Here is a 26,040-nt window from a genome sequence, read left to right as displayed (position 1 = left end):
TGTGCAATGCTTGGACAGGGCTTTAGTGCTTGCAGCAGCTGGCTGCGTCAGGGTCGGCATGCGGGTCGGACAGGCTGTCGAGAATAGGGCAGTCCGGGCGCTGGTCGCCGTGGCAGCTGTGCACCAGCGCCTGCAGCGAGCGCTCCATCGCCTTCATCGCGGCAATGCGCTCGCGCAAGGCGCCGATATGCTTTTGCGCAATCTCCTTGACCGAGCTGCTGGCGCGCTGCTTGTCGTGCCAGAGGTTGAGCAGGTTCTCGATCTCCTCCATCGAAAAGCCCAGATCGCGGCAGCGGCGGATGAAGGAGAGGGTATGCACATCGGACTGGGTATACAGCCGGTAGCCGCTGTCGGTGCGGTGCACATGGGGCAGCAGGTTCAGCGACTCGTAGTGGCGCGCCATGCGCGCAGAAATACCCGCCAGCTGGGCTGCCTGGCTGATGGACACCGGCCAGGCGATGGACCGCTCAGTGGCAGGCTTGCGTGACGGGCTGGCCATGCTTACTGGACTTGGTAGCCTTCGGCCGCAATGGCCGCTGCGATCTTGTCAGCGGGCTGGCTGGACTCGACCACCACCTTGCCTTGGGCGCGGTCGATGGCTACCTTGGCCTGGGCGTCGAGTTGCTGCACAGCCTGGGTGACGGCACGCTCGCAGTGGCCGCAGGTCATGCCTTGGACTTGGAAGGTGTTTTGCATCAGAGTTTCCTTTTCCTGTAGTTGATGGCTTGATCTTGAAAGCTGACACGGTGTGAAGGTCAAGAGCAGGGGCTTTCGCCTGGAACAAGCCATCAGAACTGCTTCGGTCCGGATGTGTTTCACGTGAAACAGCATCCATGGACCGACAGGCTGCATTACTGCTTTTCGTCCGCGATGGCCTTTTGCACCGAAGGACGGGCGCCCACGCGCTGCAGGAAGCTTGCCAGGTTTTCCAGGCCGCTGATGTCGACACCGACAAACTTGCTCCAGCCGCAGACGGTGAACAGGTAGGCATCGGCCACGCTGAAGTCCGCGCCCATCAGGAATTCCTTGCCGGCCAGCTGCGCATCCACCCAGATCAGGCGCTTGAGCACTTGTCCACGGGCCATGTCCTTGACGGTGTCGGGCATATTGGGGTTGAACAGCGGGGAGAAGCCCTTGTGGATCTCGGTGCCGATAAAGCCCAGCCACTCTTGCAACTGGTAGCGCTCGAAGGTGCCGTTCGCGGGTGCCAGTTTGGAGGCGGGCGCCTGGTCGGCAATGTACTGCACGATGGCGGGGCCTTCACGCAGGCGCTGGCCATTGTCCAGCTCCAGCACCGGCACATAGCCCAGCGGGTTGATCGTGTAGAAGTCGGTGCCGTCCTTGAGCTGGTGGGTCTTGGTGCTGGCCATCTCCAGGGTGAAGGGCAGACCGGCTTCCAGCAGGGCGATATGGGGCGACAGCGAACAGGCGCCGGGAGAGAAATACAGCTTCATCGACAAATCTCCAGTGAAAGGTGAAAGCCAAACCATGCTATCGCTTTTGACAAAGCTTTGCAGCCAGGTGGCTGCGGCGCAATAACACGGCTGACCGCGTGTAAACCCCCAAGTCATTAAAATAGCGGGCAAAACCGACTATTCGCCATTCTGTCAAAGGGCTGCAGAAGGGCATGACTGCATGCAAGGCTGCTGCCTTGCGAGCCCTGGAACGAGGCCGTATGAGCCAAACCCCCTATACCTATCCGCAAGAATTTGATGTCATCGTTGTGGGTGGCGGCCATGCCGGCACCGAGGCGGCGCTGGCCGCTGCCCGCATGGGCAGCAAGACGCTGCTGCTGACCCACAACATCGAAACCCTGGGCCAGATGAGCTGCAACCCCAGCATTGGCGGCATTGGCAAAGGCCATCTCGTCAAGGAAGTGGATGCGCTGGGCGGCGCCATGGCGCTGGCCACCGACAAGGGTGGCATCCAGTTCCGCATTCTCAACAGCTCCAAGGGCCCGGCCGTGCGTGCCACCCGTGCGCAGGCCGACCGTATCCTGTACAAGGCAGCGATCCGCGAGACCTTGGAGAACCAGCCCAACCTCTGGTTGTTCCAGCAAGCGGTCGATGACCTGATGGTCGAGGGCGACCGCGTGGTGGGCGCCGTCACCCAGGTGGGTATCCGTTTTCGCAGCCGCACCGTGGTGCTGACGGCCGGGACTTTCCTGGACGGCAAGATCCATGTGGGCCTGAACCACTATCCCGCAGGCCGCGCCGGTGATCCGCCAGCGGTCAGCCTGTCGGCGCGCCTGAAGGAATTGAAGCTGCCCCAGGGGCGCCTGAAGACCGGCACGCCGCCGCGCATCGATGGCCGCTCGATCGACTTCAGCCAGTGCGAAACCCAGCCGGGCGACGGCATGCCCGGCGGCGTCAACGAAGGCCAGCTGCCGGTGTTCAGCTTCATGGGCAATGCAGAGATGCACCCGGCGCAGATGCCTTGCTACATCACCCACACCAATGCGCGCACGCACGAGATCATCCGCAGCGGCTTTGACCGCAGCCCGATGTTCACCGGCAAGATCGAAGGGGTAGGGCCGCGTTACTGCCCGAGTGTGGAAGACAAGATCAACCGCTTTGCCGACAAGGAAAGCCACCAGATCTTTCTGGAGCCCGAAGGCCTGACCACCCACGAGTACTACCCCAACGGCATCTCGACCAGCCTGCCGTTCGACGTGCAGTACGAACTGGTGCGCAGCATGAAGGGCCTGGAGAACGCCCACATCCTGCGCCCGGGCTATGCGATCGAGTATGACTACTTCGACCCACGCTCCTTGAAGAACAGCTTTGAGACCAAGCAGATCCAGGGCCTGTTCTTTGCCGGCCAGATCAATGGCACGACCGGCTACGAAGAAGCGGCAGCCCAAGGCCTGTTTGCCGGCCTGAACGCCGCACTGCAATGCCGGGGCGAAGGCCCCTGGACGCCGCGCCGTGATGAAGCCTACCTGGGCGTGCTGGTCGACGACCTGATCACCAAGGGGGTGACCGAGCCCTACCGCATGTTCACCAGCCGGGCAGAGTTCCGCCTGCAGCTGCGGGAAGACAATGCCGACATGCGCCTGACCGAAGAGGGGCGCAAGATGGGCCTGGTCGACGATGCGCGCTGGGATGCCTTCAGCCGCAAGCGCGATGCTGTTTCACGTGAAACAGAACGCCTCAAGGCTACCTGGGTGAACCCACGCATCGTCGCTGCGCAAGAAGCCGAACGTGTGTTGGGCAAGGCCATGGAGCGGGAGTACAACCTGTTCGATCTGCTGCGCCGCCCTGGTGTGGACTACACCACCTTGATGAGCATGAACGAAGGCGCCTACCAGACCAGCGACGTTTCACGTGAAACACTGGGTGCACTGAGCGAGTCCGTGGTCGAGCAGGTGGAGATCGGTGCCAAGTACTCGGGCTATATTGACCGCCAAAAGGACGAAGTGGAGCGCGCAGCCCATTACGAGAAACTGCGCCTGCCCGCCGAGCTGGACTATATGCAGGTGACAGCGCTGTCGTTTGAGGTGCGCCAGAAACTGCAGACCCACCGCCCCGAAACCCTGGGCCAGGCATCGCGTATTTCCGGTGTCACCCCCGCTGCCATTTCCTTGCTGATGGTCCACCTGAAAAAAGGTGGCTTCAAAGGCTTCAGCACTGCACAAGAGGTAACGACTGCATGAGCGCACCATTGGAAATCCCACTGCGTGACGGCGTTCAACAACTGGGCCTGTCGCTGAGCGATGAGCAAATTGCCCAGCTGATGGCTTTTCTGGATCTGCTGCAGAAGTGGAACAAGGTCTACAACCTGACCTCGGTGCGTGACCCGCAGGAGATGCTGACCCACCATTTGCTCGACAGCCTGGCTGCGGTGCCGCCGCTGGTGCGCCATCTGGAGGGGGCCGGCCTGCCAGCCCCCAAGCTGCTCGATGTCGGCTCGGGTGGCGGTCTGCCCGCTGTGGTGTTCGCCATCTGCCTGCCGCAGCTGGATGTGAGCTGCGTGGATACCGTGGGCAAGAAGGTGGCCTTTATCCAGCAAGCGGCTGCCGCGCTGCGCCTGCGCAACCTGCATGGCATCCAGTCGCGCGTCGAGCAGCTGAGCCAGCAGTACGACGTGGTCAGCTGCCGTGCCTTTGCCGCCTTGCAGGATTTCACCGCCTGGTCGGCCCAGACCTTGAAGGCCGATGGCATCTGGCTGGCGATGAAGGCCAAGCGCCCTGACGATGAGCTGGCGCTGTTGCCCGCGTCGGTACAGGTGCTGAACATCGAGCCGCTGCAGGTGCCTGGGCTCGATGCCGAGCGCTGCATTGTCTGGATGCGGCAGCAGGCGGCATAGCCCCGCGTTGCGGATCGCAGGCCGCGCCACCTGCACCATCCACCAGCCCCGATTTTTCGGGGCTTTTTGCTGACGCTTGCGCCGGTAACAACGCGCTTTTGCTGGCTTGCAAGCAGGGCCGTCGTTTACACTCAAAGTTTCCATCGCAGAGGCGGCACATGTTTGGCATTTCTGACTATGGTGCATTTGTCTTCGCCGTGCTCCTGTTCTTGATGATTCCCGGGCCCGGCAACCTGGCGCTGATCACCTCCACGGGCAAGGGCGGCATCCAGGCCGGTCTGGCCGTATGCGCGGGCTGCATGGCCGCTGACCAGGTGCTGATGTGGCTGGCCGTTGCCGGCGTGGCGACCGTGATGAGCGCATACCCGGCCGCCTTTCAAGCGGTGCAATGGCTGGGCGCTGCCTACCTGGCCTGGATTGGCTACAAGCTGATAACGGCCCGACCAGGTGACCAGCCGGTCATCAAGATTGCGCCCCGGCATTATTTCAGGCAAGGCTTTCTCATCACCATGATGAATCCCAAGGCCATCGTGTTCTACATGGCGTTTTTCCCGCTGTTTGTTGATCCGGCCACCCACCGGGGCTTGCCCACTTTTGCGGTGATGGCAGCGACCGTGGCGGTGATCAGCCTGGCCTATTGCACGGTCGTGGTGCTGCTCACCAGGATGCTGGCTGAGCGCCTGCGCGCCAATCCGGCGCTGGTTAAATGGCTGGAGAAAACGGCGGGTGTGTTTTTGATTGGTTTTGGCCTTAAGCTGGCCCTGACCAAATAAGTTAGTGGACAAGCGAGTTCTCATGGCAAAAATTTTCTGTATCGCCAACCAAAAAGGCGGCGTCGGCAAGACCACCACCGCAGTCAACCTGGCGGCCGGTCTGGCCAAGATCAAGCAGCGTGTGCTGCTGGTTGACCTGGATCCGCAAGGCAATGCCACCATGGGCTCGGGCATCGACAAGCGCGCGCTGGAGACCTCGGTCTATGACGTGCTGCTCGAATCGAGCACCATCAAGGAGGCCGCTGTCCATTCCGAGCGCTGCGGCTACTGGGTGCTGGGCGCCAACCGCGAACTGTCTGGCGCCGAAGTCGAGCTGGTCGAGCTCGAGCGCCGTGAAAAGCGCCTCAAGGCCGCGCTGGAGGCGAGCGACGCCGACTTTGACTTTGTGCTCATCGACTGCCCGCCCAGCCTGTCCATGCTCACCTTGAACGGCCTGTGCTCGGCCCATGGCGTGATCGTCCCGATGCAGTGCGAGTACTTTGCGCTCGAAGGCCTGACCGACCTGGTCAACACCATCAAGCAGGTGCATGCCAACCTGAACCGCGATCTGGAGATCATCGGGCTGCTGCGGGTCATGTTCGACCCGCGCATCACCTTGCAGCAGCAGGTGAGCGACCAGCTGCGCGAGCATTTCGGCGACAAGGTGTTCGACACGGTGATTCCCCGCAATGTGCGCCTGGCCGAAGCCCCCAGCTACGGCCTGCCCGGCGTCGTGTTCGACCCGGCGGCCAAGGGCAGCAAGGCCTTTGTCGAGTTCGCCAAAGAGATGGTCAAGCGCATCAAACGCATGAAGTGACAGCCGGCCCCGCCGCTGCCCGACCGACCTCCGCTGCCTGGCATGCGGAGGTCTTTTTCTTGGTGGCCTGCGCGCTGCAGGCACCCGCGTTGCGTATGGCAAGCATTCGGGCACAATAAGGGTTTGCATTTCTTTGAAACAGCGCAGTACGGTGGCGCTTTTTTGCTATTAAAAAATGAGCATTGAATCCTCGTCCATCAAGCTGCTGCCGGGGTGGCAAAACAGCGGGCCGGGCCATTGGCAAACGGTGTGGGAGCAGCAACTGGGGTATGAGCGCGTGCAGCAGCACGACTGGCTGCACCCCAAACGCGGTGACTGGACGGCGCGCCTGCAGGATGTGGTGCTGGATGCGCCGCAGCCCGTGGTGCTGGTCGCCCACAGCCTGGGCTGCATTCTGACGGCCTGGTGGGCCGCGCATTCGCCCCAGGCGGCCAGCAAGGTGCGCGGCGCGCTGCTGGTGGCGCCGGGCGATGTCGAGCGCGCCGACCTGGCCGAACAGATCCCTGGCTGGTCGCCGATCGCGCTGCAAAAACTGCCCTTTCCCGCCATCTTGGTGGGCAGCCAAAACGACCCCTATTGCAGCGCCGAGCGCGCGCAGTGGCTCGCTGGCCACTGGGGCGCGCGCTGGGTGGACCAGGGCGCCTGCGGCCATATCAATGCCGAATCGGGGCTGGGCGACTGGCCGCTGGGCCAGGCGCTGCTGGCCGAGCTGATGGCCGAACCAACAAAGGTGAATTAAGACATGGTTACCAAGAAACCCAAGGGTCTGGGACGCGGCCTCGAAGCACTGCTGGGCCCCAAGGTCGAGGACGCTGCGCCCGCCGGCGACGACAAGGGCCAGCTGCCCCACCAATTGCGGCTCGATGACATGGTCCCCGGCGTCTACCAGCCGCGTACGCGCATGGACGAGGGCGCGCTGTACGAGCTGGCCGAAAGCATCAAGGCCCAGGGCATCATGCAGCCCATCCTGGTGCGCAAGCTGGCCTCGGGCGACCACGCCGGCAAGTACGAAATCATCGCCGGTGAGCGGCGCTTTCGAGCCGCGCGCATCGCCGGTCTGGCCGAGGTGCCGGTGCTGGTGCGTGATGTGCCGGACGAGTCCGCCGCGGCGATGGCGCTGATCGAGAACATCCAGCGCGAAGACCTCAACCCGCTGGAAGAAGCCCAGGGCCTCTCGCGCCTGGTGGGCGAGTTCCAGATGACGCATGAGCAGGCTGCGCAGGCGGTGGGCCGCTCGCGATCGGCTGCGTCCAACCTGCTGCGCCTGCTGAACCTGGCCGAACCCGTGCAAACCATGCTGATGGCAGGGGATCTGGACATGGGCCACGCGCGTGCCTTGCTGGTGCTGGACCGCGCCGCGCAGATCACCGCAGCCAACCAGATCAATGCGCGAAAAATGAGCGTGCGTGAGGCCGAGAGCCTGGTCAAAAAGGTCAGTGCCGAGTTCTCGGGCGAAACCCCGGTCAAGGCCAAACCGGCGAAATCGCGCGATTTGAAGCGCGTCGAAGAAGAGCTGTCGGACCTGTTGATGGCCGAAGTGGAAGTGCGCGTGAAAAAGCGCGTCAAGCGCGCCGGCAAACTCGAAGAGATGGGTGAATTGGTAATCCAGTTTGGCTCTCTGGATGCCCTGAATGGATTGATTGATAAATTACGTGGATAATGCACCGGCCATGTGCTGCACGTCGTGATTTGGGTGACATTTACTAACAACTTCGCTTAAGAGCGGACAACGCTCCACCGAGGTTCCTGGAAGCAGGTGATTCCCGTGTCAGCAGCGCAAAGCAAAAATACGAAATCGAAGTAATCGAGCCTGGAAGGAATTCCGGGCTCGCTTTGAATGAACAACTGAATGATTTGCGGGAGAGCGACATGAAAAAGGCAGCATTGGCGGCACTGGCCGTCTTGGCATTGGCAGGCTGCGAAAGCACCGGTATGAAGCTGGGCGGCGGCACCAACAACATGGTGACCGGTGGCGCAGCAGGGGGCAGCAGCCAGGGCGAAAACAGCCAACTCGAAAAATGTGATTCGCCGGTGGGTACCGTCTCCCTGGTCGAGAACCAGCAAGCGGGCTGGTACACCATCTTGCGCAACGAATACCGCCTGCCACCGACCGCCAATCTGCTGCGCGTGCTGATCCAGCAATCGAACTGCTTTGTGGTCGTGGAACGCAGCGCTGCCGGCATGAACGCGATGAACCGCGAGCGCGCGATGATGGACAACGGCGAAATGCGCAAGGGCAGCAATTTCGGCAAGGGCCAAGTGGTCGCATCGGACTACGGCCTGACGCCTGAGGTGACCTTCAGCGAAGACAATGCCGGCGGCTTTGGCGCGGCGCTGGGCGGCATCCTGGGCGGCCGTGGCGGCGGCGCGCTCGCAGGCGTGGCTGCCAACAGCAAGACCCGTGAAGCATCGGCCATGCTGACCCTGGTGGACAACCGCTCGGGCGTGCAGGTGTCCTCGTCGACCGGCAATGCCAGCAACACCGACTGGGGTGGCTTTGGCACCTTGTTCGGTGGCGCAGCTGGTGCCAGCATGGGTGGCTACTCCAACACCTCGCAAGGCAAGGTCGTGTCGGCCGCTTTCGTCGATGCCTACAACCAGATGGTGCAGGCGCTGCGCAACTACAGTGCGCAATCCGTCAAGGGCCAGGGCCTGGGCGGTGGCGGTCGTCTGGGTGTGGATGGCGCCGCAGCGCCCAGCCAGACCTCGGCACCCGGCGCCAAGACCAATGTGCGCCTGAGCATGAAGCAAGCGCAGCAGCGCCTCAACGAGCTGGGCTACGATGTGGGCACCCCCGATGGCGCCTCCGGCCCGCGCACGCAGAACGCGCTGCGTTCCTTCCAGCAGGACCAGGGCCTGTCGGTGACGGGGCGCCTGGACCAGGCCACGATGCGCCAGCTGGCGGAATAAGCCTTCGGCACTGCCTAGCCAGGCCAGCAAACCCGCCGCTCACCCCGGCGGGTTTTTTCATTCCTTGTCGATGACCTCGTCGATATCGGCAGGCGGCTGGGTTTCCATGAACTCCTCAATATCGCAGCGCAGCTGCAGCTCCCGGGCCAGCAGCTTGTGCAGCTGGCGCGGATCGATGGGCTTGTGCATCAAGGTCGCCCCCAGGCTGTTGGCCATCTGCAGCCTTTTGGGGGCCGTGTCGCCGGTCAGGATCACGTAGTGGGGCAGCATCTGCTGCCAGGGCACATGCTCGGCCGTGGCATCGCGCACGGCCATGACGACCATGCTGCCGTCTTCGGTGGCCGACAGGCGCAGGTCGGTCAGCACCACATCGAAGGGCTTGCTGTTGCTCTCCTGCATATGGCCGATCAGGCGCCGCACCTGGTCCACATTGGCCGCGCTCATCACCTGGCAATGCCATTGCTCGAGCATGCTGGCCAGCCCCACGCGCACCAGCGGCTCGTCATCGACCACCAGCACCTTGAGGCCATGTAGCGACGAGTAGTCGCCATCGTCAGGCTGCTCCCACAGGCCGGCGACCAGCCCATAGCCGCCGGCGGGCACGGCCTCTGCCATCAGGCTGACGCGGAAGACGCTGCCGCGCCCCGGGATCGATGACAGCGCGACCTTCACGTTCAGGATATCGGCCAGCTCGCGCACGATCGCCAGACCCAGCCCCAGGCCCTTGGTGCCCATGTGCTGGTCTTCGGCCACCTGGCGGAACTTCTGGAAGATCAGGTCGTGGTGCTCGTCATCGATGCCCACACCGGTGTCCCAGACCTCGATCACGCGCTGCAGGCCGCGTTTGCGCACCCCCAGCAGCACGCCACCGTGGTCGGTGTAGCGCAGCGCGTTGGACACCAGGTTGCGCAGCAGCATAAAGAGCAGCGACTGGTCGGTGTAGATCCAGTCTTCGCTGTCGCGCACGCGGAAGACCAGGTTCTTGGCGTCGGCCTGTGGGCCGAACTCCTTCTCCAGCCGGCGCAAGAAGCCGGCAATGGCCACCGGCTGGAACTTGGGGTCCAGCACGCCGGCCTCGATGCGCGAGTAATCCATCAGGGTGTCGAGCATCTCGCGGCTGGCCGACAGCGCAGCGCGCGCGTGCTCGAGCACCACCGCCTGCTGGCTGTTGAGGCCCGAGCCGCGCAAGGTCTCCAAAAACAGGTTGAGCGCCTGCACCGGCTGGCGCAGGTCATGGCTGGCGCCGGCCAGAAAGCGGTTCTTGGCGCGCACCGCGTTCTGGGCCGAGCGGGCATGGTCGCTCAGGTGCTTCTTGTACGACGCAATGGCCCGGCCCAGCTGGTCGATCTCGTCACCCCACTGCTGGGGCACCGCGTAGATGCCGCCAAACTCGTCATTGCTGACCTCGCGGCGCAGCGCCACCAGGCGGCGCGAGACCGAGGCATGCATGTAGATGCCCGCCATCGCCACGCACAGGATCAGCACGGCCACCAGCCAGTTCAGATTGCTCTGCTGGGCCGCCACATCCCGGGACAGCTGCACGCTGCGCTCATTGAGCTGGCGCCGCAGGTCGGCCGCAGCGCGGCTGGCCAGCAAGGACATGTCGGTGGCCAGCATCTGGTTCTCGGCCACCAAGTGGAAGACGGCGCGGTCATCGAGGCCATGCTGCGCGGGCTGAAAGATCGCCTGGCTCAGCTGCTGCACATTGGCGTTGAGCGCATTGCGCTTGGACTGCATCAGCGGGTCGATCGCGCCATCGAGCCGTGTCTGCGTCATCTCGCCGAGCAGCTTGTCGAGCCAGCCCATGCGGTCGGTCAGCTCCACCATGTTCAGCCGCCGCTCGCCGATGTCGTTGGTGATGGCGACCAGGCGCGCATAGCTGCCGATCATCTCGCTTTGCTGCATCACGCGCGTGCTGGCAATGAGCTGCTCCATCTCCACGCTGGACAGCTGCTGCAGGGCCTGGTTGGTGCGGCGCAGGCCCTGCAAGGTCAAGGCAAACACCACGGCAATACCCACGGCCAGAATCACCAGCATCAGCAAGATGCGCGAGGTCACCGACATCGGAAAACTGCGCTTGTCCGGTGCGGCCTGCGCGGCAGGTGCTGGTGGTGGTAGTGATGGGCTGTCTGGCATAGGGGAAGCTGCCATTGCTGTCAGTTCTGCCAGCGCAGGTCTTCGAGCGCAAAGGTCGGGATCGGGCATTGGGACCACATGCCCACCAGGCCCTTGCGCATGAAGTTGCGCTCGGGCCGCACGACGATGAAGGCGTTGACCGCATCTTCGGCCAGCTGCCTTTGCGCCTGGCCCAGCCAGTCATCGAGCTCCTGGGGCGATGCGGACGCGCGCAGCTTTTCCCAGATCTTCTTGAACACACGGTTGTTGTACTGGAAGTAGTAGTCATCGCGCGCATAGATGCCGATGTCCATTGGCTCCACATGCATGATCAGGCTCAGGTCATAGTCCTTGCGCTTCATCACCTGGTCCAGCCAGGTGGGCCAGTCCATGCGGATGATCTCGACCTGCAGGCCGATGGCTTCGAGCTGCGCGGCCACGATCAGGCTGCCGTAGCGCCCGTAGTCGGTGGGCGGCACGGCCAGGCGCAGGCTGGTGCCCGGGGCCACCTGGGCCTGGGCGAGCAGGGCCTTGGCCTGGGCCGGGTCGTAGGGGTAGCGCTGCACCAGATCGACATAGGCCCGGTGGTGGGGCGAGAAGTGGCTGCCAATGGGCAGCACCTCGATGGAGCCGCCATAGATATTCTGGTAGCGGCTGCGGTCGAGGGCATGGTTGATGGCCCGCCGCACGCGGATATCGTTCAGCGGCGCGCGCGCATTGTTCATCGCGATCAGCAGCTTGCCTTCCACCCCGCGCTGGCCCATCACATAGTCGGTGCGCGCCATGAACGAGGCCGTCAGCCGCGTGACCGAGCTGAGCGCATCGATGCGTCCTTCGGCCAGCATGTTCTCGGTCTCGGCTGCGCTCGACATGAAGAGGAAATCGGCCATGCGGATGGCGGGCTTCTTGCTGTCCCACCACTGCTCGTTGCGCAGCAAGGTGATCGATTTGCCCTTGGTCCATTTTTCGACCTGGTAGGGGCCGGTGCCCACTGGCGTGCCGGCATTGCTCGCGGCGCTGTCGGGGTGCACCATCACCGCGCCGGGCATGGCCAGCGCATAGCTGAGCAGTGCGTCGGGCTCGCTCAGGCGGATGCGCAGCAGGTACTCGTCCACGGCCTCGACGGAGACGAGCTTGTCGAACCATTCGAGGTAGGCATTGGTGTTCTTCATCTGCAGCAGGCGCTGCAGGCTGAAGGCGGCCGTGGCGGCATTGAAGGGCTTGCCATCGTGGTAGCGCACTTGGCGGCGCAGCACCATATCGACCTGCTTGCCGTCCTGGCTCACGGTCCAGCTCTGCGCCAGACGCGGCTTGATCTGGCCTTGCCCGTCGATGATGGTCAGGCCCTCGAACACATTGGCGTAGGTGATCTCGCTGGCGGTGGCCGCCGATGTGCTGGTGATGTCGAACGACGCGGGCTCCAGCGGTATACCGATGCGCAAGCGGTCAGATGCCGCCTTGGCGGGCGCCAGGCCCACCAGGCAGCAGAGCAGCAAAACGGCCAGTGCCCAGCGCATCCACTGGGGCTTGTCTTGGGGGCCTGTATCCATCATCGCTTCCTCGTTGTGCACCTGCCTGGCATCGGGCCGGCAAGTGGCATGGCGCTGGCGCTTGGGCGGCGACAGCAGCAGCTTTTTATTTGATGGCCGTGGCGGGCAGGATACCGTTGCGTTGCGCCACCAGCACCGCCTGGGTACGGGTATCGGCTCCCAGGTGCTTGAGGATGGACGCCACCTGGTTGCGGATCGTGTGTTCGCTCAGCCCGAAATGCTTGGCAATAGCCTTGTTGCTAAAGCCCTTGGCCAGCATCTTGAGCACCTCATACTGGCGCAGCGGCAGCACCTCGGCGCTGGGCTTGGCGGCGGGCTCCAGGCTGCGGCCGCTGGCCTTGTGGATGTTGTGCTCCATGCCCAGGCTGCGCAGCAACCAGTGCTGCACCTGCGCGCAGATGGCCTCGGGCTCCAGCGCCTTGGAGATGAAGCCCGAGGCGCCCTGGCGCACCGCATCGCGCATCAGCTCGGGGTGGTCATGGCCCGAGAGCATCACCACATAGGCGCCGGGCCAGCGTTTGCGGATCTGGCCAATGCCTTCGAGCCCATCACAGCCGGGCATGCTGATGTCGAGCATGACCAGGTTGACCCAGTGCTCCTGCGCCACCGCATCGGTGACCGAGCCCGCTTCGTGGATATCGGCCTGCAGCATGTTGCTGCTCAGCAGCATCATGCGCAGGCCCTGGCGGAAGAGGGGATGGTCATCCACCAGCATGACCGATGGCAGGGGCAGTGTCATATCCGCAGGCTCCTTCTTGCGGCATGGGGGGCGCAGTTCTTCATGGCCCGTACCTTACATCTATTTACCGAAGCAACCAATAGTCCATATGAACTAGTGCGCCTCACCGCCGCTTTGATAGTTTCGGAGTATCTGCTCGTGTTGAAAAAAGTCCAATGATTTTTATGGATTTATTGAGAATACAAGGCTGCATTTTTCGTCCCACTTGCGCTGCTAAATGGTCTTAGGCTAGTACATCTGGTCTATTTACAATTGCTTACTGCCAGCCGAACATGCCTTCCATGCGATGGCTGGCCGCCATGGGATGCCTGTCGTCGCTCCATCTGTTTTGCCCATGAACAGCACAACACCCAACTGTGAGGACGACATGAAACACAGCGCCATCTACCTTGCCGCAGCCCTGCTGACGGCAGCCGCTTCCAGCCATGCCCAGGGCTGGCTCGGCGAATCGGTGCCCTGGCAGTTCCAGACCAGCGCCGACCGGGCCAACCGGGCCCTTACCAACGACCTCATAGAGAAGAAAAAAGGCGGCTACTACGACGCCTTCAAAAGCACCTACATCACCAATATCGAGCGCCAGGTGAACTGCAACTTCCAGCCCACCGCCGCCGGCAACAGCAGCTCGGCCGACCAGGCCAACCAGGTCGCCTCTCCGCAGACCAATGCATCGGCAGGCAACAGCGCATCGAGCACCGGCAGCGCCAGCGACAGCAGCGACAACCTGGGCCGTGGTGGCCTGGCCAACAACAACCAGAGCAACAGCGGCGCCATCAGCAGTGGCGTGCAGGGCAGCCCATCGACGACCACGATGGCGCCGATCAACAGCGAAAATGCCCATGGCCAGCAGGACATGCAGGTCGCGCAGAACAACAGCGGCAACCAAAGCACCAACGTGAGCGGCAGTTCAGCCTGCCAGTTCGGCGCCAGCGGTGCCATCAACTAAAGCGCGGACGGAGGACACCATGCACGCCCTGAACCTTTACCCCCTGTCCGCGCGCGGCCCGCTGCCCCGCCGCACGATGACCCTGTCGGCCCTGGCCGCCACCTTGCTGCTGAGCGGCTGCGCGCTGCCCACCTACCAACAAGTCCGCATGGCTGACGACGAAGCGCCCGTGATGCAAGGCCCCGGCCCGCGCCACAACGGCACCCCGCTGGACAACAGCTTTGCCTGCCTGTCGCACCGCATCGTCGAGCAGCGCAATGGCCGCGCTCCGCTGTCGATTGCCGTGGGCGACATCAAGGACTACACCGGCAAGTACTCGCAGGGCGATGGCAATGTCGTCACCCAGGGCGGATCGCTGATGGTGTATTCGGCGCTGGGCAAGCTCGGCGGCGCCATCGATGTGCGCGAGCGCTTTGACACCCGCGTGGCCGAGCTGGAGCTGGCCTACACCGACCGGCGCCAGCTGGGCGATGGCAACCAGCATGCGCTGGCCGATGAGAAGGGCCAGCGCGCGGTGCCCTGGCTGCCGTACTACGGCGGCTCCATCCTGCGCTCGGACTACTACATCATCGGCGGCCTCACCGAGGTGAACTACAACATCCAGTCCGGCGGCATCGAAGCCCAGGTCAACCAGATCGGCCCGCGTTACCGCGTCTTCACGATGAACGTGGGCGCCGACCTGCGCATCGTCGAGACCAAGACCTTGCGCGTGGTGCGTGCCGTCAGCCTGCAAAAGCAGATCGTGGGCCGCGAGATTGGTGCGGGTATCTTCCGCTTCTTTGGCAGCAACCTGTTTGACATCAACGCCGGCAGCAAGGACCTGGAGCCCGTGCAACTGGGCGTGCGTACTACCTTGGAGCAGGGCGTGCTCGAGCTGATCAGCACGGTGACGCAGACCCCAGCCGGCCCTTGCATGGAAGGCGCCAAGACGGCAGCAGGCGAGCCCGCTGCAGTACCGCCAACGCCTGTTCCCGCCGAACCTGCAGCACCGGTCCCTGCGCCTGTACCGGCTGCCGCTCCTTTCGCTGCAGCCACCGAGCCGATGCCCGAAAAAACCAAGGCCTCGATGACCTCGCTGGACGTGGTCTTTGAAGAAAACAACACCCGCATTGCGCAGCAATCGGCCACCGCTGCAGATACCGTGGCCACCCGCCTGCGCGCCGGTCAGGGCGTGCGCATGGCGCTGCTGGCACGCGAGAACGAGAACGACCAGAACCCCGCCCGGCGCGACGCGCTGACCGACGAGCGCCTGCAGGCGCTGCGCGCTGAACTGGCCCAGCACGGCATCCCGCCTGGCCAGGTGCAGGTGCTGTGGCGGCCCACGCCCGGCGACACCACCGTGCACCGCTACGGCGCGGGCTACCGCCTGCTGGCGCGGCTGCAGGTCAAGCCTTGACCGGCAACGTTCCAAAGCTACCAATTTCATAGCTTATAGCGCTTTATAGACGGGCACTAAGAGCATAAAACACCCAAATCACGTCTAGTTTTCCTCCCTGTACCCCTAGGAGACAGTCATGTCCCACAAGCACCCAACCTTTCTTCGCCGGGCACGCCTGGCTCCGCTGGCCGCTGCGGCTGCGCTGATCGCTGCCACCTCCGGCGTGGCGCTGGCGCAGAGCAATGGAACCGCTCCGGTGGCCGGACCCTCGGCCAACCAAAGCAGCAACGGGGTGGTGAACGCCCAAAACAGCAGCAATGCGCAGTACACCAACTTTCCCAGCAATGGCGTGGTGAACGGCAATGGCGTGGATGCGCTGGCCATCGGCAACCAGCACCGGCTTGCCACCGGTGCGGCTGCCGCCCTGACGATCAACAACCAGCCGCCGACGCTGCCCACGGTGGACATTGCCCAGCAGGTCAGCGGCACCGTCAGCAGCACGACCTCTGGACTGATCGGCGTCAATGCCGCCAATGTGGTGGGCAACCACGATGGTGATACCGCCAGCGTGAGCAACAACGAAGCCACCTCCACCGCGATCGGCAGCATGGCGGTAGGCACCATGCAGATCACCGGCACAGCGGTGGACATGAGCACCCCGGCGACGGCGGCGGTTAGCCAGACGGCAACGGGGGCGGTGTTTGGCACCACCTCCCTGACCCAGGTAGGTATCCGCCTGAACCAGACCGGCGGTGCCAACCCCGCCAATGCCATGGACAACCTGGGGCTGAGTGTCTCGGGCAACCAGGTCGATGCCAGTGCCCAGGCCAACACCACCCAGGCGGGTATCCAGGTGCAGGGCAGCAGCGTCAATGTGGGGGCCGATGCCAGCAGTACCGTTGACCAAGTGGCCACGGGCCCTGTCTTTGGCATCAGCTCGGTCGGTGGTTTGCTGGGTATCCGGGTTCAGGGCACCCCCAACCAGCCCATGACGGACAGCACCCTGGGCGTGAGCAGCAACCAGGTGCAAGCCTCTGCTGGCGGCAACCAGCAGACCAGCAACCTGCAGATCACGGCATCGGGTGATGTGGTGCAGGCGCCCGGTACGGTTCTGGCCACCACGGCGACCCAGGGCAATGGCGGCATTGTCGTCGCCTCAGGCTCGGCAACCACCCTGGGCATCGACAACCAGAAGCCTGGCTCGGCCAACAACAGCTACAGCGTCGCGGGCAACAGCGTCAGCGCCCAGGCCGATGGCAACAGCGGCAGCAACCGCACGGCTGTGGCTGCTGCAGGCAGTATCGACGGTGCGGTGTTGGAGACCACGAATTCCCAGACCCTGGTCTCGCCCGTCGTCACCGCTGGTGCGAGTGTGTTATCGCTGGGCGTGCAGACCCTGGACAGCAGCAATGACACCATGAGCGTCAGCGGCAACCTGGTACAAGCCCAGGCCCAGGGCTCCAGCGCCAGCAACCAGACCCGTGCAGGCGCCAGCAACATTGCTGGCAGCCTGGCCACCACGGCCAATACCCAGGTGAATGCGGGCGGTGCCGTTTCGGCCGGTGCTGGCGCTGCGCGCATCGGCAGCAGCTCGACCAGCCTGTCGGGCAGCAGCCTGGCGGTGAGCGGCAACCAGGTGGGCGCAGAGGCCACGGCCGCCTCCGCCACCAACGATGCCCAACTCGGTGCCGACAATACGGTGACGCAATCGGCCGCCGTGGTGATGAACACGCAGGGCCATGCCACCGGCGCAGTGGAGGCCAGCGCCAGCTCCAACCTGGTGGGCGCAGCGACTGCCAGCGCCACCAATGCCACGCTGGTGGTCAGCGGCAACCAGTTCAGCGCCAGCGCTGCCAGCCAGAAGGCCGACAACCTGGCCCGCATCAATGCCACCAATGGCGTGGTTGATTCTGGCGCCATCGTGGTCAATGTGCAGGACCACCAGGCCGGCAATGTCGGTGCCACGGTCGCAGACTTCATCAACGTCAGCCCTGCGCCCCAGCCAGCCCCGATGCTGATCGGCCTGCGTGCCGACACGGCCTCAGGCGCCAGCCTCACCGTCACCGGCAACCAGGGCGCTTCGGATGCCTTCGTCAACCAGGCGAACAACCAGGTCTCGATAGCCGGCAGCCGCATCGATGGCAGCTCCGCGGCCATTCTCTACAACGCACAAAACGTGTCGTCGGGCAATGCACAATCGCTCACCTGGGTCAACCTGGGGGTAGATGGCAACACCGTGGCAGACACCACGCGTGCCGGTGGCCATGAGCTGGTGGTGAGCAACAACCAGTTCAGCGCCAATGCCAGCCAGAACCAGGCCGTCAACAGCCTGGAGATGAACGCCGTCAGCACGCTGGGAACGGGCGGCCTGCAGCCGGCACTGCTGGGCAGCGTACAGACCTCGGCAGGCGCCACCTCGGCGACCACGCGGATGGACATCCTCAGCGGCAACAGTGTGGCTACCGATGCCAGCGGCAACACCACCATCACGGGCAACCAGGCCAGCAGCATGGCGCGTGCCAACGTCGCCAACAACCAGCTGACGCTGGCTGCCGGCACGCAGGCGAGCGACCAGTTTGCGTTGCTGGCCAATTCGCAGGGCAACACCGGTGCCGTCACCTCGACCACCAGCTTGCTGGCCGGTGGCAGTGCCGCCAACCGGCTTGATGGCAACATCACCACCACCGGCAACCAGGCGCTGGCCGTAGCGGCAGGCAATACGTCCCTCAACAGCGTGCAGGTAGGTGCCGGCACGGCGCTCAACAGCGGCTCGGGCGTGGGCTTGCTCAATTCGCAGGCCAATAGCGGCAACGTGTTGGCCACCGCAACGCTGAACGCCGATGGCTTCAGCCGTGGCAGCTCGCTCAACCTGAGCGGCAATACGGCCAGCGCCACGGCCGTGGGCAACAACGCGGAGAACGTCGTGAACGTGTCGGCCCTGCCTGGCCAGCAAATGGCCAGCGCCCAGCTGACCTCCACCCAGATCAACAGCGGCAACGTGTCGGCAGTGGTCAGTGGCAGCTACAGCGCCTCCGGCGTACCGGGCACCAGCGGCATCAACGTATCGGGCAACCGCTCGTCTGCCGTGGCGATTGGCAACCGTGCCACCTCGTCGATGACATTGGGTGTGCAATAAGCCGTAAGGCCTTGCACTTTGACAGCCCGCCTGGCTCCCCAGGCGGGCTTTTTTGTGTTTGCCAGCAGCGGGGCATATCGCACCCTTTGCGTGCGAAATGCTGCCGGGGCTAACCTGCCGGGTTTTCACCTGCAGGAGTTTTGTATGAACCTCGCGATACCCCCCTTCTGGGCATCCTGGCTGTACCGGCCGGTGGAGTTGCGCATCGATGTGAGCCCGATTCCACCCCAGCAACTCGAAGGCGAATGCGCCTCCATCCACGATCGCATCCACACGCCCGGCGACCGGCTCCATGGCCTGCCCGAGATCCCTTTGTCCGACCCCCGTTTTGCCATCCGCTACCGCAGCGCCGATGGCGAGTTCTATGTCTATGTCGAAGACCAGCTGGAGCACCGCATTGCGGGCTTTACCGTCTTCAACCGCCTGATCGAGCTGGACAAGCGCGCCGACCGCTACATACGCGGCCCGCACAGCCGCTTTGACCCCGCCTACCAGCGCAAGGGCCTGGCCTCTTGCATCTACCGCTGGGCGCTCGATGCCGGCCTGTGCCTGGTCACAGGCGCGCGCCAGTCACCGAGCGCGCATGCGCTGTGGCACAAGCTCGCTGCCAGCCACCGCCTGGGCTATGTCGATATCCACAACAAAAAAATGCACTACCTGGGCGAGCGCATGGCGCCCGAGCGGCTCGATCCGCTCAGCACCCGCATGTTTTTGCTCGGCCAGGGCTGGTCGCTGGGCAGCTTTGCCGCAGCCACCGGCATGCGCTGCGATTGACGATGCCGCGCGGCATTACGCGGGCCGGCGCATCACGAACTTGCCCGCCTCGCTGATTGTGAAATAGTCGCCCGGCCCGCCGCCGCGCAGCAGCGGCTTGCCCGCTGCCGTCTGGTACACGCCGCCTTGGAGCAGCTGCTCGTCGATATGCACCATCACCACCTCGCCCAGCACCAGCCAGGTGGGCACCTGCGTGCCTTGCTCGGTCTGCAGTTGCACGATCTGGGTGCAGCGGCATTCCATCGTCACCAGGCTGGCCTGCACGCGCGGCGGGCGCACCAGTGTCGAGGGCTCGGTGGCCAGGCCGGCCAGCTCGAATTCGTTCACCTCGGGGCCCACGGCCGCGCAGCTCTGGTTCATCGCCTCGGCCAGCGATTCGCTCGCCAGGTTCCAGACAAACTCGCCCGTCGCCTCGATGTTGTTCAGGCTGTCCTTGCGCCCCACGCTGGCAAAGCCGACGATGGGCGGCACATAGTTGAAGGCGTTGAAAAAGCTGTAGGGCGCCAGGTTCAGCACGCCGCTGCTGCTGGTGCTGGAAATCCAGCCAATCGGGCGCGGGCCGACGATGGCGTTGAAGGGGTCATGGGGCAGGCGGTGGCCTTGGCGGGGTTCGTAGCTGTGCAGGGGCATGGTGGGGAATGGCAGAGGTTGGATAGTGGAAGAAACGGCGGCAGACCTGGAACGGCCTCCTAGCGGGTCTGCATGCCCAGAAAACGCACCGGTGACAGGCCGCAGGCACGCTGCACCATGGCGCTGAAGGCGCTGGGCGTATAGCCCAGCTCGGCAGCTATCTGGCCAATGGCCAGGCCGCTGGCACCCAGCTCCACGGCCTTGGCCAGAATGACCTGCTGGCGCCACTGCAGGTAGGTGCAGCCCAGCTCCTGGCGGAACAGGCGCGCAATGGTGCGTGGGCTGGCGCCGCTGTTGTGGGCAAAGGCCTGCAGGCTGTCATGGGCCAGCGGGTCGTCCAGGACGGCCTGGCACAGGCTGTGCAGGCGCTTGTCGCGCGGCATGTCCACCCGCAGATCGAGCTGGGTCGCCTGGCGCAGCTCATCGAGCAGCAGCGCGCTGACATGGCGCTCGCGTGCGAGCTGCGCGGCGCTGGGCGCGGGTGCATCGTCGGGCAGGGTGGGCAGATCGCAGACGAGCGCGCGCATCAGCTCGGAGACCTCCAGCACGCGGCAGCGCCGCCAGAGGTTGGCAGCGCTGTCACCCGGGCCGGGGCCGCACTGACCTTCGGCCTGGTAGATGTAGAGGGTGCGCAGCTCGGCCGTCTCCACCAGGGTCACCGCATGCTCGACACCGGGCGGAATCCACAGCGCGCGCCGGGGCGGCACCACAAAGGTGGCCGATGGCACGCGCAGGTGCACGGTGCCCGTCACCGAGATGGCCAACTGCGCCCAGGCATGCTGGTGGGGCAGCACCCGGGTGTCTCCGCTCAGCTCACGCAGCTTGGCACGCACCGGCCGCTCGGCGGTGGGCACAAACAGGTGCGGGGTGAGCGAGTCCACATACTGCCAGGCACGGCGGGCGCTGGCAGCCTCGCCGCTGGCGGCAGCGCGTGCCGCGTGGGGCGGGGAGGCAGTCCGGGCAGAAGTCATGGCAGCAGGGCGGTTGGGGGTGGCAGTGATGGGGAAGGGCCAGGTGCAGCAGCTTGGCACATTGGCGATAGTAATCGTCTCTCTGTCGCATACATGCCGACAGGGCTTTGGCTAATATCGCTGCCATGACAACCAGCACAACAATACCGCCGGGCGCGCCCGGGCCCAGCGCGTTGGGCAGCCTGCGCCAAGATTCGCGCACCATCGGCCTGGTGGGCCTGGCCCATGGCTCCTCGCACTTCTTCCACCTGCTGCTGCCGCCGCTCTTCCCCTGGCTGATTGCAGATTTCGGCTTCAGCTACTCCGAGCTCAGCGTGCTCGTGTCGGCCTTTTTCATCGTCTCGGGCGTGGGCCAGGCGCTGGCCGGCTTTGTGGTCGACCGCTTTGGCGCCCGCCCCATCATGTTTGCCGCGCTCAGCAGCTTTGCGGTGGCCGGTGTCATTGCCGGCACGGCTAACAGCTATGCGCAGCTGATGCTGGCCGCCATCTTTGCCGGCCTGGGCAACGCACCCTTCCACCCGGTGGATTTCACCATCCTCAACAAGCGCCTCTCGCCCCAGCGCCTGGGCCATGGGTTTTCGGTGCATGGCCTCTCGGGCAACCTGGGCTGGGCGGCAGCGCCGGTGTTTATGGCCGGCATCACCTCGGCCACCGGCTCCTGGCGCATGGCCTGCCTGTGCGGCGCCGCGCTGGCGGCCATCATCCTGGCCATCATGGTGGTCAACCGCGATGCGCTCGATGACCGCGTCAGCCTGCCTGGCGCGGCTCCTGCCAAGGCGGCGGTAGCCGGCAAGCAGGAGCACCCGATGGCCTTTTTGAAGCTGCCTTCGGTCTGGCTGTGCTTCTCGTTCTTTTTCTGGACCACCTGCGCGATGAGCGCCATCCAGTCGTTCTCCAGCCCGGCGCTGCAGCAGCTCTACGGGCTGCCCGCCAGCATCACCGCCTATGTGGTCACCGGCTATATGCTGTTTGGCGCGGCCGGCATGGTGCTGGGCGGCTTTCTGGTGGGCCGGGTGGAGCGGCTGGAGAAGGTCATCTCCGCCTGCCTGCTGTTCTCCGGCATCTTGCTGGCGCTGGTGGGCACCGGCTGGCTGCCTGGCTATGTGGCGCTGGGCGTGGCCGCGCTCGCCGGTATCGGCACCGGCCTGGCCGGCCCCTCGCGCGACATGCTGGTCAAGCGCGCCGCGCCGCCGGGCGCCACCGGCCGGGTCTATGGCACCGTCTACTCGGGGCTGGACCTGGGCTTTTGCCTGGCCGCCCCGGTGTTTGGCTACATGCTGGACCACCACATGAACGCCGGTGTGTTCTTTGGCGCGGCCGTGGGCATGGTGCTGAGCGTGGTGTCGGCCGGCTTTGTCGGCGCCGGAGTGGCCGCGCGCAAGCAAAAGGAAAAGGCCGCTGTGGTGCCTGCCTGAGCAAGAGGCTGCCTACCCCCTGGGCACCCGCAGAAAACCCGCCACAAGGCGTAAAAAGGCCCGCGCAACCGCTTGGTTGCGCGGGCCTTTTACTGGGTCGCTGGTATGGATCAGCCCAGCTGGAAGATCTTGCCCGGGTTGAGGATGTTCTTGGGGTCCAGCGCCTGCTTGATGGCGCGCATCATGGCGACGGCGCCTTCGCCGGCTTCTTCCAGCAAAAAGCCCTGCTTGTGCACGCCAATGCCGTGCTCACCGGTGCAGGTGCCGCCCAGCGCAATGGCGCGCTGCACCAGCTGGTGGTTGAGCTGCTCGGCCTGCGCGCGCTGGGCATCGTTGTCCGGGTCGATCAGGTAGCCAAAGTGGAAGTTGCCGTCACCCACGTGGCCCACCAGAAAGTAGGGGATGCCGCTGGCATCGGCCTCGGTCACGCATTGCAGCAGCGCATCGGCCAGGCGGCTGATGGGCACGCAGGTATCGGTGGTGATGCAGCGGCAACCGGGCACGCTGGAGACGGCGGCAAAGTAGGCATTGTGGCGGGCGGTGAAGAGGCGCGTGCGGTCTTCCGGGCGCTCGGCCCATTCAAAGGCATTGCCGCCATGCTCGCGCGCCAGGTCCTGCACCATCTCGGCCTGCTCCTTGACGCCGGTGGGCGAGCCGTGGAACTCCATCAGCAGCATCGGTTCCTCGCGCAGATCGAGCTTGCTGTAGGCATTGACCATGCGCACTGCGTTCACATCAATGAGCTCCACGCGCGCAATCGGAATGCCCATCTGGATGGTCTCGATCACGGTGCGCACGGCCGCTTCAATCGTCGGGAACGAGCAGATCGCGGCACTCACCGCTTCGGGCAGCGGGTAGATGCGCAGGCTGATCTCGGTAAAGATGCCCAGCGTTCCTTCGCTGCCCACCATCAGCCGTGTCAGGTCGTAGCCGGCCGCGCTTTTCTTGGCGCGGTTGCCGGTGCGAATCACCTGGCCGCTGGCGGTCACCACCTCCAGCGCCAGCACGTTCTCGCGCATGGTGCCATAGCGTACGGCATTGGTGCCGCTGGCACGGGTCGATGCCATGCCGCCGATGGAGGCGTCAGCGCCCGGGTCGATCGGGAAGAAAAAGCCGGTGTCCTTGATCGCCTCGTTGAGCTGCTTGCGGGTGATGCCCGGCTGCACGGTGATGGTCAGGTCCTCGGTGTCGATCGACAGCACCTGGTTCATGCGGCTCACATCGATGCTGATGCCGCCTTGCACGGCCAGCAGATGGCCTTCGAGCGAGGAGCCGGCGCCGTAGGCGATGACGGGCACCTCGTGCTGGTGGCACAGCGCCACGGCATCCTGCACATCCTGGCTCGACTGGGCATAGACCACGGCGGCCGGTGGCGGCGCGGTGATGGAGCCTTCGTCGCGCCCATGCTGCTCGCGCACGGCCTGCGAGGTCACGCACTGGCTGCCAAAACGGGCACTCAGCGCTGCCATGAAGGCATCGGGAATGGGGCGCTGCGCAGCAGCCAGGATATGGGGGGAGGTGGGCGCGTTCATCGGGTTCTCCAGGGCGGGAGCCAAGAATAGCACCGCCGGCTTTTCATGGCTGTCCGCTGCGCTGCAGCCGGGCATGAAAAAACCCCGCCGTAGCGGGGAGGGGGAGAGTTCGGGAAAACCGGCAGTGGCTGCTGGGTCAGAGCGCCTTTTTGACCGGTTGGCGCGCCTGATGGCGGCGCGGGTCATGGGTGCCCAGTTGGCGCTCAACCTGGATAATGCGGCTGCCGCTGGCGGCCTGACCGATGCGTTGTTGGCTGCTATTGAGCGGCTGGGCATGCGCCATCGCCGATGTGACCGCAATCGATGCAAACAGCATCACGCTGCGGGCGTCAAAGGGATGGGCGAAAAACTTGCCAGACATCTGTAGATCCTTTCGTCATTCAGACATGGCTCTATTGAACCCGGAATCGGCCGGTTTTGCTATCATTTTTGCTTAGTGTTGCCTCGGCTACATATTTCCTGTGCCGGTAACAGAAAATAGGCGCTGGTTCACCGCTGCTTTACAAGGATTACCCATGGGCAACCGTCTCTCCCAAATTGCGACCAGAACCGGTGACGATGGCAGCACCGGGCTGGGCGACAACAGCCGCGTCTCCAAGGCCAGCGGCCGGCCCCAGGCGATGGGCGATGTCGACGAGCTCAACTCCCACATCGGCCTGCTGCTGTGCGAGCCGCTGCCCGCCGATGTGCGCGAGCTGCTGGTCGATATCCAGCACCAGCTGTTCAACCTGGGCGGCGAGCTGTCGATGCCCGGCTACGAGCTGCTCAAGGACGATGCATTGCTGCAGCTCGACACTGCACTGGCGCACTACAACGCGCAGCTGCCGCGCCTGGCCGAATTCATCCTGCCCGCCGGCACGCGTGCGGCGGCGCAATCCCATGTCTGCCGCACCGTCGCGCGCCGCGCCGAGCGCATGGTGGTGGCGCTGGAGCAGGGCGAGGCCATGCGCGCCGCACCGCGCCAGTACCTCAACCGCCTGTCCGATCTGCTGTTTGTGCTGGCGCGCGTGCTCAACCGCGTTGATGGCGGTGACGATGTGTACTGGAAAAGCGCGCGGCTGGCGCGCATGCAGGCCGAAGATGGCCACGGCGGCCCCGGCGACAACAACATCGGCGCGGGCCGCTGAACCCCGAGGCCCCACCCATGCGCCTGCGCCATATCGAAGTCTTCAACGCGGTGATGCACACCGGCAGCGTCAGCGCTGCGGCGCGCCTCATCAACATCTCGCAGCCAGCCGTCAGCCGCACCTTGCAGCATGCCGAGCTGCAGCTGGGCTTTGCGCTGTTCCAGCGCAGCAAGGGGCGGCTGACGCCGACCAGTGAGGCGCTGGCCTTGCTGCCGCACATGGAAAAGCTGTTCGCCCAGCTCGAAGAGGTGCAGCGCCTCGCTGACAGCCTGCGCCAGGGCCGCGACAGCGATTCGCTGCGCATTGCCAGCGTGCTGGCGCTGGGCCACGAGGTGCTGCCCCGGGCGCTGGCGCAGTTCAAGCAGAAGCACCCGCATGTCAGCGTCAGCCTGCAGTCGCTGCATTCGCCGCAGATCGTCTCGGCGCTGATGATGCAGGAGGCCGATGTCGGCTTTGTGCTGAGCAATGTGCAGCAGGCCAGCCTGCAGCAGGAGAACCTGGCCCGCGTGCCGATGGTCTGCGTGGTGCCCAAGGGCATGCTGCCGCCCTTCAAGCTGCGCGCGGGCAGCCTCTCGCTCGATGACCTGACCGGCGTGCCCACCATCAGCCTCGATGCGCAGGACCCCGTGGGCATGCTGCTGAGCCAGCTGGCGCGGGAATCGAGCGCCGGCCTGAACCACTATGTGACCGTGCAGACCTACCACACGGCGCTGGCCATGGCCCACCACGGCCTGGGCGTGGCCATGGTCGATGGCTGCACCGCCTTGTCGGCCGACACGAGCAAGGTCGATGTGCTGCCGCTGGCGCCCGGCCTGCAGGTGCCGGTCAATGCGATCCGCGCGGTCTCGCAGCCGCAATCACTGCTGGTCAAGGCGATCACGCGCGAGATGCAGAAGGTGCTGGCGGCGCAGCTGTAAGCCTCTGCGTCAACGTGCGATTGTGC

24 protein-coding genes are annotated in these 26,040 nt (G+C 64.7%); 14 read left to right on the top strand and 10 right to left on the bottom strand.

Annotated features, from left to right (window positions below; all coding sequences use genetic code 11):
• Positions 1-22: 22 nt before the first annotated feature.
• The 3 genes from cueR to gstA all read right to left on the bottom strand — a co-directional run bounded on the left by cueR (position 23) and on the right by gstA (position 1,454).
• A complete protein-coding gene (cueR, locus tag DCO45_RS07935; RefSeq protein WP_116925341.1) occupies positions 23-499 on the bottom strand; it encodes a Cu(I)-responsive transcriptional regulator in 477 nt (158 codons plus the stop codon).
• A gap of 2 nt (positions 500-501) precedes the next feature.
• Positions 502-696 (bottom strand): cation transporter, encoded by a 195-nt coding sequence (locus DCO45_RS07930; protein ID WP_021027169.1) that lies wholly within the window; start codon positions 694-696, stop codon positions 502-504.
• A 155-nt stretch (positions 697-851) separates the two neighbouring features.
• Entirely contained in the window at positions 852-1,454 is a 603-nt protein-coding gene (gstA, locus tag DCO45_RS07925; RefSeq protein WP_116925340.1) for a glutathione transferase GstA, read from the bottom strand.
• Positions 1,455-1,675: 221 nt separating this feature from the next.
• Here gstA and mnmG point away from each other — a divergent pair, with 221 nt between their 5' ends.
• The 7 genes from mnmG (at position 1,676) to DCO45_RS07890 (ending at position 8,787) form a co-directional block, all read left to right on the top strand.
• Entirely contained in the window at positions 1,676-3,655 is a 1,980-nt protein-coding gene (mnmG, locus tag DCO45_RS07920; protein ID WP_116925339.1) for a tRNA uridine-5-carboxymethylaminomethyl(34) synthesis enzyme MnmG, read from the top strand.
• Positions 3,652-4,308, top strand: coding sequence for a 16S rRNA (guanine(527)-N(7))-methyltransferase RsmG (gene rsmG / locus DCO45_RS07915; protein WP_116925338.1), 657 nt, complete (start codon positions 3,652-3,654; stop codon positions 4,306-4,308). Before mnmG ends, rsmG begins: the two co-directional genes overlap by 4 nt.
• A gap of 158 nt (positions 4,309-4,466) precedes the next feature.
• Positions 4,467-5,081, top strand: coding sequence for a LysE family translocator (locus tag DCO45_RS07910; RefSeq protein ID WP_116925337.1), 615 nt, complete (start codon positions 4,467-4,469; stop codon positions 5,079-5,081).
• 22 nt (positions 5,082-5,103) lie between these two features.
• Positions 5,104-5,877, top strand: coding sequence for an AAA family ATPase (locus DCO45_RS07905; RefSeq protein ID WP_021027164.1), 774 nt, complete (start codon positions 5,104-5,106; stop codon positions 5,875-5,877).
• Positions 5,878-6,058: 181 nt separating this feature from the next.
• A complete protein-coding gene (locus DCO45_RS07900) occupies positions 6,059-6,616 on the top strand; it encodes an alpha/beta hydrolase (protein WP_116925515.1) in 558 nt (185 codons plus the stop codon).
• A 3-nt stretch (positions 6,617-6,619) separates the two neighbouring features.
• The gene (locus DCO45_RS07895) at positions 6,620-7,537 is read left to right on the top strand and encodes a ParB/RepB/Spo0J family partition protein (RefSeq protein ID WP_116925336.1); all 918 of its coding nucleotides are present in this window, start codon (positions 6,620-6,622) and stop codon (positions 7,535-7,537) included.
• 209 nt (positions 7,538-7,746) lie between these two features.
• The gene (locus tag DCO45_RS07890; protein WP_116925335.1) at positions 7,747-8,787 is read left to right on the top strand and encodes a peptidoglycan-binding protein; all 1,041 of its coding nucleotides are present in this window, start codon (positions 7,747-7,749) and stop codon (positions 8,785-8,787) included.
• Positions 8,788-8,844: 57 nt separating this feature from the next.
• Here DCO45_RS07890 and DCO45_RS07885 read toward each other — a convergent pair whose 3' ends face one another.
• The 3 genes from DCO45_RS07885 to DCO45_RS07875 all read right to left on the bottom strand — a co-directional run bounded on the left by DCO45_RS07885 (position 8,845) and on the right by DCO45_RS07875 (position 13,191).
• On the bottom strand, positions 8,845-10,938 hold the full coding sequence (locus DCO45_RS07885) for a hybrid sensor histidine kinase/response regulator (RefSeq protein ID WP_165841152.1): 2,094 nt from the start codon (positions 10,936-10,938) through the stop codon (positions 8,845-8,847).
• Between the two features lie 5 nt (positions 10,939-10,943).
• Positions 10,944-12,452 carry an ABC transporter substrate-binding protein gene (locus tag DCO45_RS07880; protein ID WP_165841151.1) on the bottom strand — a complete coding sequence of 503 codons (1,509 nt, stop codon included), beginning with the start codon at positions 12,450-12,452 and terminating at the stop codon, positions 10,944-10,946.
• 85 nt (positions 12,453-12,537) lie between these two features.
• On the bottom strand, positions 12,538-13,191 hold the full coding sequence (locus tag DCO45_RS07875; protein ID WP_021027159.1) for a response regulator transcription factor: 654 nt from the start codon (positions 13,189-13,191) through the stop codon (positions 12,538-12,540).
• A 367-nt stretch (positions 13,192-13,558) separates the two neighbouring features.
• Here DCO45_RS07875 and DCO45_RS07870 point away from each other — a divergent pair, with 367 nt between their 5' ends.
• The 4 genes from DCO45_RS07870 to DCO45_RS07855 all read left to right on the top strand — a co-directional run bounded on the left by DCO45_RS07870 (position 13,559) and on the right by DCO45_RS07855 (position 19,422).
• Positions 13,559-14,134, top strand: coding sequence for a hypothetical protein (locus DCO45_RS07870; protein ID WP_116925332.1), 576 nt, complete (start codon positions 13,559-13,561; stop codon positions 14,132-14,134).
• 19 nt (positions 14,135-14,153) lie between these two features.
• Positions 14,154-15,530: a CsgG/HfaB family protein gene (locus tag DCO45_RS07865; protein WP_116925331.1), complete on the top strand. Its 1,377-nt coding sequence runs from the start codon at positions 14,154-14,156 to the stop codon at positions 15,528-15,530.
• Between the two features lie 118 nt (positions 15,531-15,648).
• The gene (locus DCO45_RS07860; RefSeq protein ID WP_116925330.1) at positions 15,649-18,648 is read left to right on the top strand and encodes an S-layer family protein; all 3,000 of its coding nucleotides are present in this window, start codon (positions 15,649-15,651) and stop codon (positions 18,646-18,648) included.
• 144 nt (positions 18,649-18,792) lie between these two features.
• On the top strand, positions 18,793-19,422 hold the full coding sequence (locus tag DCO45_RS07855) for an N-acetyltransferase (protein WP_116925329.1): 630 nt from the start codon (positions 18,793-18,795) through the stop codon (positions 19,420-19,422).
• 15 nt (positions 19,423-19,437) lie between these two features.
• Here the strand turns inward: DCO45_RS07855 and DCO45_RS07850 are convergent, their stop codons facing one another.
• Both DCO45_RS07850 and DCO45_RS07845 read right to left on the bottom strand, forming a co-directional pair.
• The gene (locus DCO45_RS07850; RefSeq protein ID WP_116925328.1) at positions 19,438-20,052 is read right to left on the bottom strand and encodes a flavin reductase family protein; all 615 of its coding nucleotides are present in this window, start codon (positions 20,050-20,052) and stop codon (positions 19,438-19,440) included.
• Positions 20,053-20,111: 59 nt separating this feature from the next.
• Positions 20,112-21,023, bottom strand: coding sequence for a helix-turn-helix transcriptional regulator (locus tag DCO45_RS07845; protein WP_116925327.1), 912 nt, complete (start codon positions 21,021-21,023; stop codon positions 20,112-20,114).
• Positions 21,024-21,148: 125 nt separating this feature from the next.
• On the opposite strand from DCO45_RS07845, the gene DCO45_RS07840 reads away from it, so the two are divergent.
• On the top strand, positions 21,149-22,438 hold the full coding sequence (locus tag DCO45_RS07840; RefSeq protein ID WP_116925326.1) for an MFS transporter: 1,290 nt from the start codon (positions 21,149-21,151) through the stop codon (positions 22,436-22,438).
• Positions 22,439-22,548: 110 nt separating this feature from the next.
• Here the strand turns inward: DCO45_RS07840 and DCO45_RS07835 are convergent, their stop codons facing one another.
• On the bottom strand, positions 22,549-23,970 hold the full coding sequence (locus DCO45_RS07835) for an FAD-linked oxidase C-terminal domain-containing protein (protein ID WP_027011072.1): 1,422 nt from the start codon (positions 23,968-23,970) through the stop codon (positions 22,549-22,551).
• A gap of 136 nt (positions 23,971-24,106) precedes the next feature.
• Positions 24,107-24,331, bottom strand: a complete 225-nt coding sequence (locus DCO45_RS07830) for a hypothetical protein (protein ID WP_116925325.1) — start codon at positions 24,329-24,331, stop codon at positions 24,107-24,109.
• 154 nt (positions 24,332-24,485) lie between these two features.
• Between DCO45_RS07830 and DCO45_RS07825 the strand changes: the two genes are divergently transcribed.
• Together DCO45_RS07825 and DCO45_RS07820 are read left to right on the top strand one after the other, a co-directional pair.
• Positions 24,486-25,097, top strand: a complete 612-nt coding sequence (locus tag DCO45_RS07825) for a cob(I)yrinic acid a,c-diamide adenosyltransferase (protein ID WP_116925324.1) — start codon at positions 24,486-24,488, stop codon at positions 25,095-25,097.
• A 17-nt stretch (positions 25,098-25,114) separates the two neighbouring features.
• Entirely contained in the window at positions 25,115-26,014 is a 900-nt protein-coding gene (locus DCO45_RS07820; RefSeq protein WP_116925323.1) for a LysR substrate-binding domain-containing protein, read from the top strand.
• Positions 26,015-26,040 lie beyond the last annotated feature (26 nt).

Origin of the sequence: Comamonas sp. JNW (assembly GCF_003105075.1) — a bacterium.
GTDB lineage: Bacteria > Pseudomonadota > Gammaproteobacteria > Burkholderiales > Burkholderiaceae_C > Comamonas > Comamonas squillarum.
The sequence above is the reverse complement of the archived record's forward strand: the minus strand, read 5'-3'. Positions and strand labels throughout refer to the sequence as shown.